Source organism: Rahnella selenatireducens, from assembly GCF_046449555.1.
Lineage (GTDB): Bacteria > Pseudomonadota > Gammaproteobacteria > Enterobacterales > Enterobacteriaceae > Rahnella > Rahnella selenatireducens.
In genome coordinates, this window is record NZ_JBKEZJ010000008.1 from 164,966 (window position 1) to 178,826 (window position 13,861).

The window sequence follows — 13,861 nt, forward strand, 5'->3', positions numbered from 1 at the left end:
ACGTCTCATTTATTTCGGCCAGTTCGGCCAGACGCTGCGTGGATATTCTTTATCGATATCCGATCTTGCCAGCCCGATATCTTTCAGTTGCTCCGTGCTCAGCGCATGCAGAAGTTTGCGACTGACGCGGCGCTCATTCCAGGCATGTAAAACACTGAACACCTGTTTTACCCATCCGCCCTGCTTAACCGGCATCTGTACCGGTGCAACAATATCGGCACAACGCACTGACTCACACGCGGCAAACTGCCGTTCTTCAATGGTATTTTTCATTTTCTGCTCCTGTTAACGACCTGTGATCAGGATCTAACATCCGGCAAAAACATTACAGATTCAGTTTTTTTATATTTCAACCATACAGATCTGGATCCGATGACAGATTCAGCGTTAGATTAAACGCATCTGTACTGCTCTTATTGCGCAGACGTTGAGGGAATGAAAATGAACCGTTACGAAAATCTGGCGAATGTACTGAGTGAACGCATTGAACAGGGGCTGTACCCGGCAGGGATCCGCCTGCCTTCAGTGCGCATCTTAAGCAGCGAGCACGGCGTCAGCGTCAGCACCGTTCAGCAGGCCTATCGCGTACTGGAAGAAAAACAGCTGGTGGAAGCACGGCCAAAATCCGGTTACTTCGTTAAAGAAGCCCGCCTGCAGGCAGCGCTGCCGAGCGGGTGCCGCCCGACGCAGCGTCCGGTGGAAATTTCCCAGTGGGATCAGGTTCTGGAACTGATCACCTCGCCGCACCTTCCCGGTTTTATTCAGCTGGGGCGTGGCTCACCGGATGTCACGGCCGCCACGCTCAAACCGCTCAGCCGCCTGATGGGCCGCGCCGGGCAGCATCAGAACCTCAACGCATTTCATTACGACAGCATTTACGGTTCTGAAGATCTGCGCGAACAGATTGCACGCCTGATGATAGACAGCGGCAGCCATATGGATGCCAGCAATATATTGATTACCACCGGTTGTCACGAAGCCCTGTCTATCGCCATCCGTTCCGTTTGCGAACACGGCGATATTGTGGCGGTAGATTCCCCGAGTTTTCACGGCGCGATGCAAACCCTGAAAGGTTTTGGCATGAAGGCACTGGAAATTCCGACTGACCCGGTCACCGGCATCAGCCTGGAAGCACTGGAAATGGCGCTGGAACAGTGGCCCATCAAAGCCATCCAGCTCACACCTAACTGCAACAATCCGCTCGGCTACAACATGCCGGATGACCGCAAGAAATCGCTGCTGCGTCTGGCACAGCGTTACGATATCGCCATTATCGAGGACGATGTATACGGCGAACTGGCGTATCAGTATCCGCGTCCGGCGACCATTACCTCATTCGACGACGACGGCCGCGTATTGCTTTGCAGTTCTTTTTCTAAAACGCTGGCACCCGGTTTACGCGTTGGCTGGATTGCACCGGGCCGTTATCACGACCGCGCACTGCACATGAAATACATCACCACCGGCGCATCGGCGACGTTGCCGCAAATCGCCATCGCGGATTTCATCAAACAAGGTCATTACCTTCAGCACATGCGCAGAATGCGTAATCAGTACCAGCGCAATTTGTGCACCATGACCGACTGGGTGATGAAATATTTCCCGTGCGGCACGCGGGTCAGCCGTCCTCAGGGCGGATTTCTGCTGTGGATTGAACTGGACGAACGCGTGGATACGCAGCGCCTGAACCGGCTGCTGGAAGAACATTTTGTGCAAATTGCGATCGGGTCGATATTTTCCGCCTCAGGGAAGTACCGCAACTGCCTGCGCATTAACTATGCTCAGCCTCTGGCGGCCAAAACTGAACGCGCCGTTCAGCAGGTCGGGCAGATGGTTTCACACATGCTGGAAAGCTGCTAAACGCATCCCGGAGAACTCCTCACTGTGCAGATAGAACCGTTACCGCCGCTCAACACCCTGGTGGCCTTCGAATGTGTGGCGCGTTATTGCAGTTTTTCCCGTGCGGCCGACGAGCTTAACCTCACGCAAAGCGCCATCAGTCGCCAGATTATTCAGCTTGAGGAAATGCTCGGCTGCAAACTTTTCCAGCGGGCGCAGCGTAAAACCACGCTCACACCGCGCGGTGAAACTTACGCGCATCAGGTAAGAAAACTGCTCGGTGACATCTCGCTTTCGACGGCCGAAGTCATGGGCTGGAACGGTTTGCCGCAGGTGACGCTGGCCTGTACCAGCGCCATGAGCGGCCTGTGGCTGTCATCACGCCTGTCTTCTTTGCGCCAGCTGATGCCTGATCTGCAAATCCAGATGAAAATTTCCGACAGCTTTTCAGAGCTCAAGTCATCAGAATTTGATCTGGCTATTTTCTATCTTCGCGAGCCACCGCCCGGCTATCACGTGCAGGCGCTGTTTGATGAAGTCTGTTATCCGATGTGCTCGCCGGAATTTTTCAGCCGTTTGCCCGCCCGTGCCAGTGCGGCGGATTTGCTGGAACAAACCCTGCTGATTCAGGATGATCCGCAGCGGGAATGGACCGGCTGGCGCGACTGGTTCGCCTCACAGGATGTCACTTTCGTCACCCCGCGCCGGACATGGCGCGCCAACAACTACCCGTTTCTGGTGCAGTCGGCGGTGCTGGGCGATGGCATTCTTCTGGGCTGGGAAGGTCTGGTGCAGGATTACATCAACAGCGGAGAGCTGGTCGCCGCGCACCCGGGTAAACTGGCCGCAGCCGGAAAATGCTACATGCTGACGCCGCAGGACAGATACCTGAAGCCCATCGTACACAAAGTCATTAACTGGCTGAAACAGCCCTAGAAAAGAGTATTGCCAGATTTCAGATATCCGGTCTGGCAATCAATATTTAGCAGAAGTGACGAGAGTGCCGTCACACTATTTATAAAAAATAATAATAATCTGACGTCATAATAAAATATTATGAATTGACATCTGCCGGTGGGATTTTATTTTTCTCCAGAATTCTGCGTTTTCTCGCCGAATTCATACCCAGTAATGTAAACAGCAGCCAGCATGACTGCGAAATACAAGATGCAAGGTTAAAATCATGGCTTAAAGAATACAGGCCAAATACACCGCCGATTATATTAAGATAGGCGTAACTGTTAGCATCAACCGCTAGCCTGCGCATCTGAACCAGCGCATAAGCCAGAAGGTAGCAAAACACGCCAATTAAGCCGACAACCGTATGCAGTTCCACCGGTCACTTCCCTTTCCAGACATTGATAGCTCAGAAAAATAAAGCTTTTCAGGGTGTTCTGCCGCGCATTTTTCGCATACCCTCATGATAAATTCTCATGCAAGTTCCGCAGGGGGTTTTGATATAAATCATCAGGGCAATTCATTTCGCCCCTTTGAAACACCCGGAGTATTTCGCCTGCACCTATAAAATTCCAGCACGTACTATGGAGAAAATTAATGAAAGATAATAATTCCCCTTTGACGAAATTAATGCAGGATGCACAACTTAGCCGTCGCGGCTTTATTACCAGCGCTTCCGCTGTGGGTATTACCAGTGCCATGGGCTTCTCACCTTTCTCTGTTTCCGCTGCTGAACCGAAAAAGGGCGGAATATTAAAACTGGGTATGTCAGGCGGAAATACCAGTGATACGCTCGACCCGACGTTATTCAGCGACTGGGTGCCGCTCAACCAGGCATATATGCTGATGAACGGCCTGATTGAAATTGATGAAAATAACAAAGCCACGCCTGAACTGTTCTCCGCGTGGGAAGCCAAACCGGGCGCAGCCGAATGGGTGTTTACCGTCCGTGATGGCGTCACCTTCCACAACGGCAAAAAGCTGGACGCCGACGATATTCTTTACTCCATCAACCTGCACCGCGGCGACAAATCCAAAAGCGCCATCAAAACGCAGCTGGCACCGATTACCGGCCTGACCAAACAGGGCGAAAACCAGATTCTGATTACGCTCGACAGCGGCAACGCAGACCTGCCGTACCTGCTGGCGGATTACCATCTGGTGGTCGTGCCCGCGGGCTTCACCGACTGGTCGCACCCGATTGGTACCGGCGGTTTTATCTTCGATCAGTACGAACCGGGCGTGCGCTCGCTGTTCAAACGTAACCCGAATTACTGGAAACCGGATCGCGCCTTTGTTGACGCTGTGGAAGTGCTGGTGATCAACGATCCGACCGCGCGCACCAACGCCCTGATTTCCGGTCAGGTTCACGCGATTAACCGCGTCGATTTCAAAACCGTCGATTTCCTCAAACGCAGCCCGGCCCTGAACATCATCCGTTCTTCCGGCGGCCAGCACTTTACGTTCCTGATGGATTGCAGCGTCGCGCCGTATAACAACAACGACGTGCGCATGGCGATTAAACACGGCATCGACCGCCAGAAAATTCTCGATACCGTGCTGCGCGGCTACGGCTCGCTGGGCAACGATCACCCGATCCCGAAAACCGACCGTTTCTTCAACCACAGCCTCGAGCAGCGTGTTTACGATCCCGACAAATCAAAGTTCTACCTGAAAAAAGCCGGATTAACCGACCTGAAAATCGAGCTGTCCTCGTCTGATGCCGCCTTTGCCGGGGCGCTCGACGCCGCCGCATTGTTCCAGAGTCAGGCGCAGAAAGGCGGCATTCAGGTCAACATCAAGCGCCAGCCCGCCGACAGTTACTGGGACGACGTATGGATGAAAGCGCCGTTCAGCATGGGTTACTGGGGCGGACGCCCGACGGCTGACCAGATGTTTTCTACCGCGTACCAGTCCACCGCCAAGTGGAACGACACGCACTGGAAAGATGAAAAGTTCGACGCCCTGCTGCTTCAGGCGCGTTCGCTGCTCGATGAAAGCAAGCGCGCGGAAATCTACGGCGAGCTTCAAAGCATCGTGCGCGACAACGGCGGCGCGATGATCCCGTTGTTTGGTGATTATCTTGATGCCGCCAGTAAAAAAGTCGGCGGGATTAAACCGCATCCGATGTTCAACTTCATGGGTGGTCGTCTGGCCGAGCGCGTCTGGCTGGAGGCATGATGAAAAAACGGATTTTACAGCGGGTCCTGTTGGGCATTATCACGCTGTGGCTGGTCTCTGTGCTGATATTTATCGGCACAGAAATGCTGCCCGGCGACGTCGCTACCGCGATTTTAGGACAAAGCGCGACGCCGGAAACTGTGGCGGCACTGCGTCTGCAACTGGGGCTGGATGAACCCTCGGTGCTGCGTTATCTGCACTGGCTGGCAGGCATTATGCACGGGGATCTCGGGCATTCGCTGGCCAATGGCCGCGCAATCAGCGACGAGCTGTTGCCACGTCTGGCAAATACGCTGTTTCTGGCCGGATACGCCGCCGTGATCGCTATTCCGCTGGCGGTCGGTTTAGGGATTGCGTCCGCCATCTGGCGTGGTTCCGTGTTCGACCGGCTGGCAAATACCCTCACGCTCATCAGCATTTCCGTGCCGGAGTTTTTCGTCGGCTACATTCTGGTGATCGCCTTTGCTATCCGCCTGACGTGGTTCCCGAGTCTCGCGATGGTGGACAGTTCGTCCTCGTTCTTTGACCGGCTCTACGTCTGCACCCTGCCGATGCTCACCCTGACGCTGGTCGTGCTGGCACATATGTTGCGCATGACGCGTGCGTCGGTGACGGCGGTGATGTCCAGCCCGTACATCGAAAGCGCAGTACTCAAAGGCATTCCGCGCTGGCGTATTGTGGTCTCGCACGCGCTGCCAAACGCCCTTGCGCCGATCATCAACGTCGTGGCATTCAATCTGGCGTATCTGGTGGTCGGCGTCATTCTGGTGGAAGTGGTGTTTGTTTATCCGGGTATTGGCCAGTACATGGTGGACGCCGTCACCAAGCGCGACCTTCCGGTGGTTCAGGCCTGCGGTCTGCTGTTTGGCGGCACCTACATTTTTCTTAATACCACCGCCGATTTACTGGCGATCTGGTGTAATCCACGCCTGCGCCATGCGCGCTAAAAGAGGGACAGCATGAACCGGTATTTCATTAACATCCCGCTGTCGGCCTGGATTGGCATTGTGATTATTGCGGTGAATCTCTTCGCCGCCATTTTCGCGCCGTGGCTTGCGCCGCACAGCGAAACCGAACAGGTCGGCGATATCTGGCTGCTGCCGTCTGCCGCCACGCCGTTTGGCACCGACAGCCTCGGGCGCGACATGCTTTCGCGCATTTTATTTGGCGCGCGCACGACAATTGCCATCGCCCTGACCATCACCTTCAGCTCGTTTATTATCGGGATCGTCACCGGTTTTACCGCCGCGATTTACGGCAAATGGGTGGATACCGTGCTTTCGCGCATCGTCGATACCGTGATGTCGATTCCGGTACTGATTTTCGCGCTGATCGTATTGTCCGTAATGGGCACCTCGATTCCGGTTCTGGTGCTGACAATCGCCCTGCTCGACGCCACCCGGGTGTTCCGTCTGGCGCGGCTGGTGGCGCAGGCGATTGTCTGCCAGGAATATGTCGAAGCAGCGCGTCTGCGCGGCGAAGGCCTGCGCTGGGTGCTTTTCAGGGAAATTCTGCCAAACGCCCTGCCGCCGTTGCTTGCCGAATTCGGTATGCGTTTCTGCTTCACGTTCCTGTTTATCGCGGGCCTGAGTTTCTTAGGCTTGGGCATTCAGCCGCCGTACGCCGACTGGGGAAGCATGGTGCGTGATAACGCGCAGGCGATTAACTTCGGCCAGTTTGCGCCCCTTTACCCGGCGGCGGCGATTGCGCTGCTGACCATTGGCGTCAATCTGGTGGTTGACTGGCTGCTGGCACGTAACAGCCTGCCGCATGGAGATGAAGCATGACACGGACTATTTTAGAAATGCGCAGCCTGCGCATCGAAACTCTCGACGGTTCTCCGCTGGTTCAGGATATTTCCCTGACGCTGGCGGCGGGCGAAGTGCTCGGGCTGATTGGCGAATCCGGTGCGGGGAAATCCACCCTCGGGCTGGCGGCGCTGGGCTATGCGCGTCAGGGCTGCCGGATTGCGGGCGGCGAAGTGATCCTTGACGGCACCGATATCGTTTCTCAGCCTTCGCGCGTTAAGCGCGAATGGCGTGGCAAGCGCGTGGCCTATGTCGCACAAAGCGCCGCCGCCTCGTTTAACCCGGCGCTGACCATCGAAAAACAGGTTTGCGAAGGCCCGATCCGCCACGGTCTGATGAACAAAGAAGAAAGCCGCCAGTGGGCGATTTCGCTGTTCCGCTCACTGGATTTGCCGGATCCGGAAAACATCGGCAGGCGTTATCCGCATCAGCTTTCCGGCGGACAGCTTCAGCGCGCAATGGCCGCGATGGCGATGTCCTGTAAACCGGATTTGCTGATCATGGACGAACCGACCACGGCGCTGGACGTCACCACGCAAATTGAAGTGCTGGTGATGCTGCGCAAACTGGTGCGTGAGTTCAACACCGCCGCGCTGTACATCACGCACGATCTCGCCGTTGTCGCGCAGCTCGCCGACCGAATTATGGTGCTGCGTCACGGCAAAGAAGTGGAAACCGGCAGCACGCAAACCATTCTGGAAAATCCGCAGCAGGATTACACCCGCAGGCTGGTCGCGGAGCGTGAACACGCGCTGGCGCCGCTGACCGGTGGCCATGAATCTTCCGGCCAGCCGCTGCTGACCATGAAGAAACTCAGCACCGGTTATAACGGCAAACGCGTGGTGCATGATGTCAGTCTGCAACTCCCGCGCGGCAAAACGCTGGCGATTATCGGTGAATCCGGCAGCGGAAAAAGTACGCTGGCGCGGGCACTGGTCGGCCTGTTACCGGACACCGAGGGCTCGGTGGACTTCGACAGCATGGCGCTTTCGCACAATTACCAGAAGCGCAACAAAGAAACCCTGCGCCGGATGCAGATGATTTATCAGCTTCCCGACGTGGCGCTCAATCCGCGCCAGACGCTGCTGGATATCATTGGCCGCCCGCTGAGCTTCTATTTCAGGATGAACAAAAAGCAGGTTCGCGAACGCGTGGAAGAGTTACTGCGCCTGACCGAGCTGCCGGTGAAACTGATTGACCGTCGTCCCGGCGAACTCTCCGGCGGGCAGAAACAGCGCGTCTGTATCGCCCGTGCGCTGGCTGCGCAGCCGGAACTGATTATCTGTGACGAAGCTACCTCCGCGCTCGATCCGCTGGTGGCAGAAGAAGTACTGAATTTACTGCGCCGTTTACAGGAACAGCTCGGGCTGTCATACCTGTTCATCACACACGATCTGGGCACCGTAAAACGCATCGCCCATCAGGTCGCGGTCATGTATCAGGGCCAGGTTGTCGCCAGCGGCGATACCGACGTGGTATTCAGCGCGCCAATGCATAGCTACACCGAAAAACTGCTGACGTCGGTACCGGAAATGCGCACCAACTGGCTGGACGACGTTCTCGCCCTGCGCGGCACCGCGCTTCCTGCGGCAGCCCTTTCTTCGACAGGAGTCTTATGAGCACCAAACGCATCGTGACCGAATTCCCTCACGCCGTCACCGTGACTGAACATTTGTGGATCCCGCTGAGCGATGGCGCGCGCCTCGCCGCCCGCCTCTGGCTGCCGGACGACGCTGCAGGCCAGCCGGTTCCGGCCATTCTCGAATACATCCCGTACCGCAAACGCGACGGAACCCGCACGCGTGACGAGCCGATGCACGGCTTCTTTGCCGGTCACGGTTACGCCGTGGTGCGCGTGGACATGCGCGGCAGTGGCGAATCCGACGGATTGCTGGCCGACGAATACCTGTTACAGGAACAGGACGACGCGCTGGAAGTCATCGAGTGGATCACGCAGCAAAACTGGTGCAGCGGTAACGTCGGCATGATGGGCAAATCCTGGGGCGGATTTAATGGATTGCAGGTCGCCGCACGCCGTCCAGCAGCCCTGAAAGCCATTATTACCGTCTGTTCTACCGACGACCGCTACCGCGACGACATCCATTACAAAGGCGGCTGCCTGCTTAACGATAACCTTTGGTGGGGCGGCATTATGCTGGCGTACCAGAGCCGCCCGGCCGACCCGGCGCTGGTCGGCGAAAGCTGGTATGGCGACTGGCTTAACCGTCTGGAAAACATGCCGTTCTTCCCGGCGTTGTGGATGGAACATCCGCTGCGCGACGAATACTGGCAGCACGGTTCAGTGTGCGAAGACTGGTCAGCCATTGAATGCCCGGTGCTGGCGATTGGCGGCTGGGCGGATGCTTACAGCAATGCCGTTTTCCGCCTGATGGACAATTTACAGGTTCCGCGCCGCGCTATCCTCGGCCCGTGGGCGCATATTTATCCGCAGGACGGTACGCCGGAACCGGCGATCGGTTTCCTGCAGGAAGCGGTTCGCTGGTGGGATCACTGGCTGAAGGGCGAACAGAACGGCGCGATGGAAGGCCCGATGATTCAGACCTGGTTGCAGAACAGCCAGCCGCCTTCGGCGATGCGTCCGGTCAGCAAAGGCGAATGGGTTGGTTTTGATCGCGGCACCGCCAGCAATATTAATTATATGCCCCGCTGGCTTTCGCGCGGCCAGCTGAATACTCAGCCGGACGCCGGTGCAGGCGTCATCAATATTTGTACGCCTCAGAATCACGGGCTGATGGCCGGGGAATGGATGGGCGCAGGCGTGCCCGGTGAAATGCCGCCGGATCAGCGCGTTGACGACGGCATGGCGGAAATCTTTGACGGCGAACCGCTGGCGGAGCCGCTGTCCATCTTCGGTTTCCCGGAATTCACAGTGGAGCTGAGCAGTGATAAACCGGCGGCGATGCTTTACGTGCGCCTTTCCGACGTTTCACCGGAAGGCGCGGTAAACCGCGTCACGCACGGCTGGCTGAATCTGGCGCACCTGCACGGCCACGATAAATCTGTACCGCTCGTACCGGGGCAAAAAGTTAAAGTACCGGTACAGCTGGATGGCATCGCTCACCGTTTTGCCGCCGGACATCGCCTGCGGCTCTCGCTGGCAACCACCTTCTGGCCGATGATCTGGCCGATGGCAGAAGCCGCGACGCTGACGGTAGATCTGCACAGCGCACAGCTGAGTTTGCCAGTTTGCGAACAGCCGGTATCCATTGATGGCCCGATCGCCGAACCGCAAAGCGCCCCGCTCACTCCACAGACCGTGCTGTCGCCAGGACGCGTCGACCGCAACATCACTTATGATTTCCTGACTGACAGCTGGACCAGCGTAACCCACGGCGTCGGCGGCGTATTCGGTGAAGGAGTTTACCGTTTCGATGATATCGATACGACGGTCGATCACGGTTTACGCCGCGAGCTGACGGTCAGTAACAGCGACCCGCTTTCTGCGCGCTATCTGCTGACACAAACCATGAAAATGGGGCGTGAAGGCTGGTGGATGGAGGCGGAAATTACGCTCGAACTGCGCAGCGACCTGACACACTTTATTGTCAGCGGCGACATGGTGGTGAGTCTGAACGGGGAGGAGGAGTTTACGAAGTACTGGCATGAGAGGATTGCGCGGTAGCGGTTGGGGTTGGCAATTCCAGGTCAAACCGTGGGTTGCCACCCACACCGGCCTTAAGGAGCGCCTTTCGCCGCGCGCCAGTGGGATTTTTTGGCCATTTTTGAATTCGCCAGTTGGCTTTCTCAAAAAATTAATCAGTGTGGGATTTGGGGAAGTATCACTGTAATTTCGTTATCTTCCAGGATCCGCCCGTCCTGTGCGCGCAGTTCGATCTTGCGCAGGGGCTGGCGGTTTTTGGTGTCGACCATCAGGGTGCAGGCTTCGCCTTCTTCGAACAGGTATTCACTTCCCCACTGCCCTAATGCGATCAGCACAGGGCGCAGCGCGTGGCCTTTTTCTGTCAGGACATATTCCTGATACGCCGAACCATCGGCGGCGGGTTCCACTTTCATGATGCCTTCGGCTACCAGTGCCTTGAGCCGGGTGCTGAGAATGTTTTTCGCCGCGCCCAGGCTGCGCTGGAATTCGCTGAACCGCGAAACACCGTGCATCGCATCACGGACAATCAGCAGCGTCCACCAGTCACCTATCAAATCCAGCGCTCGGCCTGCCGGGCATGGCGTGTTTTCCAGTCGGGTTCGTTTCATGGCACTTCCTGCTCAGGGCGATTTACAAAATCTGGTTGCATTATAAAACCGCCGGTGCTAAAAATCATCTGGTTTCATAATTAAACCACATTCATATTCCTGAGAGGTTCTGCCATGTTTGATTCAAAAGTTTCACACTCCGTCGCTTTAATCACCGGCGCATCCAGCGGTATCGGCGCGACTTATGCTGACCGTCTGGCAAAACGTGGTTATGACCTGATTCTGGTGGCGCGCGACGTTGCACGACTGGATGCCCTGGCAGAGCGTCTGCAACAGGAGTACCGCACAAACGTGACCGTTTTGCCCGCTGACCTGACCCGTTCTGAGGATCTGGTTCGCGTCGAAGATTTCATCCGCGCAAACCCGCAAATTACACTGCTGATCAACAACGCCGGGGCTTCGCTGAAAGGCGGCTTCGAGAACAGCGATGCCGATGCCATTGAAAACCTGATTACCCTGAACGTCACGTCTGTGGCACGCCTTTCCCGCGTGGCGCTGGAAGGCCTGCTGAAACACAAAGACGGCGCGATTATCAATATCGCCTCGGTGATGGCGCTGATGCCGGAAGCCCGCGCGGCGGTCTATTCCGCAACAAAAGCTTTCGTGCTGACCTTCAGCCAGACATTGCAATTCGAACTGGAAGAACGCGGTTTGTACGTACAAGCCGTGTTGCCCGCCGCAACGCGCACTGAAATCTGGGAACGCTCCGGCAAGAATATCGACGAGATTTCAGGCGTGATGGAAGTCGGTGAACTGGTTGATGCCGCACTGCTGGGCTTTGACCGCAAAGAAAAAATCACCATTCCTCCGTTGCAGGATGAACAGCAATGGATTGATTTCGAAGCGCGCCGCAGCGTAATGGTGCCGGTGTTCAGCCAGTCACATCCGGCACCGCGTTACAAATCCTGACCGTCCGACATTGATCAGTAACAACAATTTGCTGGTCAACAGGTGTTCGCTTTGCAAATATGAAAATACGTTAACTTTGTGAAGTGAATACGATGACCGAATTTGTAATTGCCGTACCCAAAACGCCTTCTCTGGCCGTTGAAGGCCAGAGTGCGCGTTTTCCTTTACGCCGCGTGTATTGCGTTGGTCGTAACTATTCTGAGCACGCCCGCGAAATGGGTCATGACCCTGATCGCGAGCCGCCATTCTTCTTCGCGAAACCGGCAGACGCGGTGATCCCGGCCAGCGGAAATGTACCCTATCCGACGCTGACCGAAGATTTGCATTATGAAGTGGAGCTGGTGGTGGCGCTGGCAAAAGGCGGGAAAAATATTGCAGCCGAAGACGCGCTTTCTCACGTCTGGGGCTATTCCGTAGGCGTGGATTTAACCCGTCGTGATATTCAGGCGCAGGCGAAAAAACTGGGCCGTCCGTGGGATTTCGCCAAAGGTTTTGATGATTCCGCACCGGCGAACCCGTTGCTGCCGGTCAGCCAGACCGGACATCCTGCCACCGGTAAAATCTGGCTGGATGTGAACGGCGAAAAACGTCAGCGCGGCGATTTGAGTGATCAGATCTGGCAGGTCGCGGATGTGATCAGTTATCTGTCACAGGCCGTTGAGCTTAAGCCCGGTGACCTGATTTACACCGGTACGCCTGCGGGCGTCGGTCCGGTCGTGCGCGGTGATGTGATCACCGGCGGGATCGAAGGGCTGAGCGAATTCAGCTTTACTATCGTTTAAGCGTTAATCCTGCTGCGACGCCTGATTTCAGGCGTCCTTTTCCCCCACCTTTCTTTCTGCCTCTTCCGTAACGATCGGGATCAGTTTCTCAAATGCACAGGCGCTGGAAGGGTCAAACAGTGACAACGTTTCTATCTGGCTGAGCAAAATCACCTTCCTGAAATTCAGCGCATTCACCGGCTGGGAAACGGGCGTCACGCCCTGTTCCTGATAATACCGGGCGTAGTTATGCTCAACGCGCAGCTCCAGTGTGTCTTTGTCGCGGTAACCGCTGACCATCGGGATCACCACGACGTTATCTGACGATGAGGTTTCACAGCGCGCCGTGTGTACCATTCCGATATAGACCCGCCGTGACTGGAGCGTGATAAACACCATATCGCCCTGCTCCATACACTGGTACAAAAGGCCTTCAACGCCATTGGCGCGGGTAAGCTGTTTGTACAACTGCTTACGCCCGGCGGTATTGAGGCGCAATCCCGGTGACCAGGTGGTACGCACCAGACAAAGCATTACCGAAATGCCGAGCATGATGACAACCGGGGCCTGAATCCCTAAGAAACTCCAGTTGATAAAATCGCGGTGATAATGAACGTTCTGATGCGCATAAACCGTGGCCGGAATGGCGTTCACGATTTCTGAAATACCCCACAGCGCCATGTAACCCAGCGCAATTATCAGCACGCCTTGCAGGACGAAAATGCAGCCGTAGAGCGCAACCAGAAAATAAACATCCCAGCCGAATGTCCGTTTGAGTTTGAAACGTGATGAGATGTCGCGGGTGGTGTACCAGTAACCGCAGACCATTAACACCATGAAGACCGCCGTCGCCATTACAGCACGCTCATGCGTTTGACGTGCCGGGCGAAATCTTCCTGCATCTCCTGATTCGCCGGATTGACCGAGGCAGTACCATTTTCATCAATCAGAATACGCTCGCCCTCCTCCAGCGTATTTTCAATATCCTTGGCACTGAACAGCCCGAGAAATTGTTCGGGGCTGGAAAAAATTTGAAGCAGATTCTTCAACATAGGTTTCTCTCACAGCAAAAGAATAAGCCTAGTCAACGAAGGGCAATGCGGTCGAAAATCAGGGAAGTTTAGGAATGTTTACTTTCTGAAAAGCAAAAAAAAGGCCGCCCCGCAGGACGACCTT

Annotated in this window: 14 protein-coding genes; 9 read left to right on the plus strand and 5 right to left on the minus strand. The window is 55.9% G+C overall.

The genetic code is table 11. From position 1 onward, the window contains the following. Positions 1–9: 9 nt before the first annotated feature. Positions 10–273: a DUF1127 domain-containing protein gene (locus ACLBVC_RS14985; RefSeq protein WP_410150281.1), complete on the minus strand. Its 264-nt coding sequence runs from the start codon at positions 271–273 to the stop codon at positions 10–12. A 168-nt stretch (positions 274–441) separates the two neighbouring features. Between ACLBVC_RS14985 and ACLBVC_RS14990 the strand changes: the two genes are divergently transcribed. Together ACLBVC_RS14990 and ACLBVC_RS14995 are read left to right on the plus strand one after the other, a co-directional pair. After that, complete coding sequence (locus tag ACLBVC_RS14990; RefSeq protein WP_410150282.1) at positions 442–1,860, plus strand: aminotransferase-like domain-containing protein; 1,419 nt, start codon at positions 442–444, stop codon at positions 1,858–1,860. Positions 1,861–1,884: 24 nt separating this feature from the next. After that, complete coding sequence (locus tag ACLBVC_RS14995; RefSeq protein WP_410150283.1) at positions 1,885–2,775, plus strand: LysR substrate-binding domain-containing protein; 891 nt, start codon at positions 1,885–1,887, stop codon at positions 2,773–2,775. A 118-nt stretch (positions 2,776–2,893) separates the two neighbouring features. On the opposite strand, the gene ACLBVC_RS15000 is transcribed toward ACLBVC_RS14995, so the two are convergent. Further along, positions 2,894–3,175, minus strand: a complete 282-nt coding sequence (locus tag ACLBVC_RS15000) for a CBU_0592 family membrane protein (RefSeq protein ID WP_195814541.1) — start codon at positions 3,173–3,175, stop codon at positions 2,894–2,896. A gap of 218 nt (positions 3,176–3,393) precedes the next feature. Here ACLBVC_RS15000 and ACLBVC_RS15005 point away from each other — a divergent pair, with 218 nt between their 5' ends. From ACLBVC_RS15005 to ACLBVC_RS15025, 5 genes are read left to right on the plus strand one after another with little or no spacing between them, the layout of a single operon-like run. After that, on the plus strand, positions 3,394–4,977 hold the full coding sequence (locus ACLBVC_RS15005) for an ABC transporter substrate-binding protein (RefSeq protein ID WP_410150284.1): 1,584 nt from the start codon (positions 3,394–3,396) through the stop codon (positions 4,975–4,977). Then, entirely contained in the window at positions 4,977–5,924 is a 948-nt protein-coding gene (locus ACLBVC_RS15010) for an ABC transporter permease (RefSeq protein WP_410150285.1), read from the plus strand. The genes ACLBVC_RS15005 and ACLBVC_RS15010 overlap by 1 nt, the downstream gene beginning before the upstream one ends. 12 nt (positions 5,925–5,936) lie before the next feature. Continuing rightward, positions 5,937–6,764 carry an ABC transporter permease gene (locus tag ACLBVC_RS15015; protein WP_195823002.1) on the plus strand — a complete coding sequence of 276 codons (828 nt, stop codon included), beginning with the start codon at positions 5,937–5,939 and terminating at the stop codon, positions 6,762–6,764. Next, positions 6,761–8,404 carry an ABC transporter ATP-binding protein gene (locus tag ACLBVC_RS15020; protein WP_410150286.1) on the plus strand — a complete coding sequence of 548 codons (1,644 nt, stop codon included), beginning with the start codon at positions 6,761–6,763 and terminating at the stop codon, positions 8,402–8,404. The genes ACLBVC_RS15015 and ACLBVC_RS15020 overlap by 4 nt, the downstream gene beginning before the upstream one ends. Beyond that, the gene (locus ACLBVC_RS15025) at positions 8,401–10,428 is read left to right on the plus strand and encodes a CocE/NonD family hydrolase (protein ID WP_410150287.1); all 2,028 of its coding nucleotides are present in this window, start codon (positions 8,401–8,403) and stop codon (positions 10,426–10,428) included. Before ACLBVC_RS15020 ends, ACLBVC_RS15025 begins: the two co-directional genes overlap by 4 nt. 134 nt (positions 10,429–10,562) lie before the next feature. Here ACLBVC_RS15025 and ACLBVC_RS15030 read toward each other — a convergent pair whose 3' ends face one another. Further along, positions 10,563–11,015: a winged helix-turn-helix transcriptional regulator gene (locus tag ACLBVC_RS15030; protein ID WP_410150288.1), complete on the minus strand. Its 453-nt coding sequence runs from the start codon at positions 11,013–11,015 to the stop codon at positions 10,563–10,565. A gap of 114 nt (positions 11,016–11,129) precedes the next feature. Between ACLBVC_RS15030 and ACLBVC_RS15035 the strand changes: the two genes are divergently transcribed. Both ACLBVC_RS15035 and ACLBVC_RS15040 read left to right on the plus strand, forming a co-directional pair. Further along, a complete protein-coding gene (locus ACLBVC_RS15035) occupies positions 11,130–11,924 on the plus strand; it encodes an SDR family NAD(P)-dependent oxidoreductase (RefSeq protein ID WP_410150289.1) in 795 nt (264 codons plus the stop codon). Positions 11,925–12,016: 92 nt separating this feature from the next. After that, positions 12,017–12,706 (plus strand): fumarylacetoacetate hydrolase family protein, encoded by a 690-nt coding sequence (locus ACLBVC_RS15040; protein ID WP_410150290.1) that lies wholly within the window; start codon positions 12,017–12,019, stop codon positions 12,704–12,706. Positions 12,707–12,733: 27 nt separating this feature from the next. Here ACLBVC_RS15040 and ACLBVC_RS15045 read toward each other — a convergent pair whose 3' ends face one another. Together ACLBVC_RS15045 and ACLBVC_RS15050 are read right to left on the minus strand one after the other, a co-directional pair. Further along, complete coding sequence (locus ACLBVC_RS15045; protein ID WP_410150291.1) at positions 12,734–13,540, minus strand: hypothetical protein; 807 nt, start codon at positions 13,538–13,540, stop codon at positions 12,734–12,736. Beyond that, positions 13,540–13,737 carry a hypothetical protein gene (locus ACLBVC_RS15050; protein WP_195814531.1) on the minus strand — a complete coding sequence of 66 codons (198 nt, stop codon included), beginning with the start codon at positions 13,735–13,737 and terminating at the stop codon, positions 13,540–13,542. The genes ACLBVC_RS15045 and ACLBVC_RS15050 overlap by 1 nt, the downstream gene beginning before the upstream one ends. Positions 13,738–13,861 lie beyond the last annotated feature (124 nt).

Coding starts and splice junctions, on each gene's coding strand:
- ACLBVC_RS15015 (WP_195823002.1), top strand. CDS start 5,937: ATGAACCGGTATTTCATTAACATCCCGCTGTCGGCCTGGATTGGCATT.
- ACLBVC_RS15020 (WP_410150286.1), top strand. CDS start 6,761: ATGACACGGACTATTTTAGAAATGCGCAGCCTGCGCATCGAAACTCTC.
- ACLBVC_RS14990 (WP_410150282.1), top strand. CDS start 442: ATGAACCGTTACGAAAATCTGGCGAATGTACTGAGTGAACGCATTGAA.
- ACLBVC_RS15045 (WP_410150291.1), bottom strand. CDS start 13,540: ATGGCGACGGCGGTCTTCATGGTGTTAATGGTCTGCGGTTACTGGTAC.
- ACLBVC_RS15010 (WP_410150285.1), top strand. CDS start 4,977: ATGAAAAAACGGATTTTACAGCGGGTCCTGTTGGGCATTATCACGCTG.
- ACLBVC_RS14985 (WP_410150281.1), bottom strand. CDS start 273: ATGAAAAATACCATTGAAGAACGGCAGTTTGCCGCGTGTGAGTCAGTG.
- ACLBVC_RS15040 (WP_410150290.1), top strand. CDS start 12,017: ATGACCGAATTTGTAATTGCCGTACCCAAAACGCCTTCTCTGGCCGTT.
- ACLBVC_RS15025 (WP_410150287.1), top strand. CDS start 8,401: ATGAGCACCAAACGCATCGTGACCGAATTCCCTCACGCCGTCACCGTG.
- ACLBVC_RS15030 (WP_410150288.1), bottom strand. CDS start 11,015: ATGAAACGAACCCGACTGGAAAACACGCCATGCCCGGCAGGCCGAGCG.
- ACLBVC_RS15035 (WP_410150289.1), top strand. CDS start 11,130: ATGTTTGATTCAAAAGTTTCACACTCCGTCGCTTTAATCACCGGCGCA.
- ACLBVC_RS15050 (WP_195814531.1), bottom strand. CDS start 13,737: ATGTTGAAGAATCTGCTTCAAATTTTTTCCAGCCCCGAACAATTTCTC.
- ACLBVC_RS15005 (WP_410150284.1), top strand. CDS start 3,394: ATGAAAGATAATAATTCCCCTTTGACGAAATTAATGCAGGATGCACAA.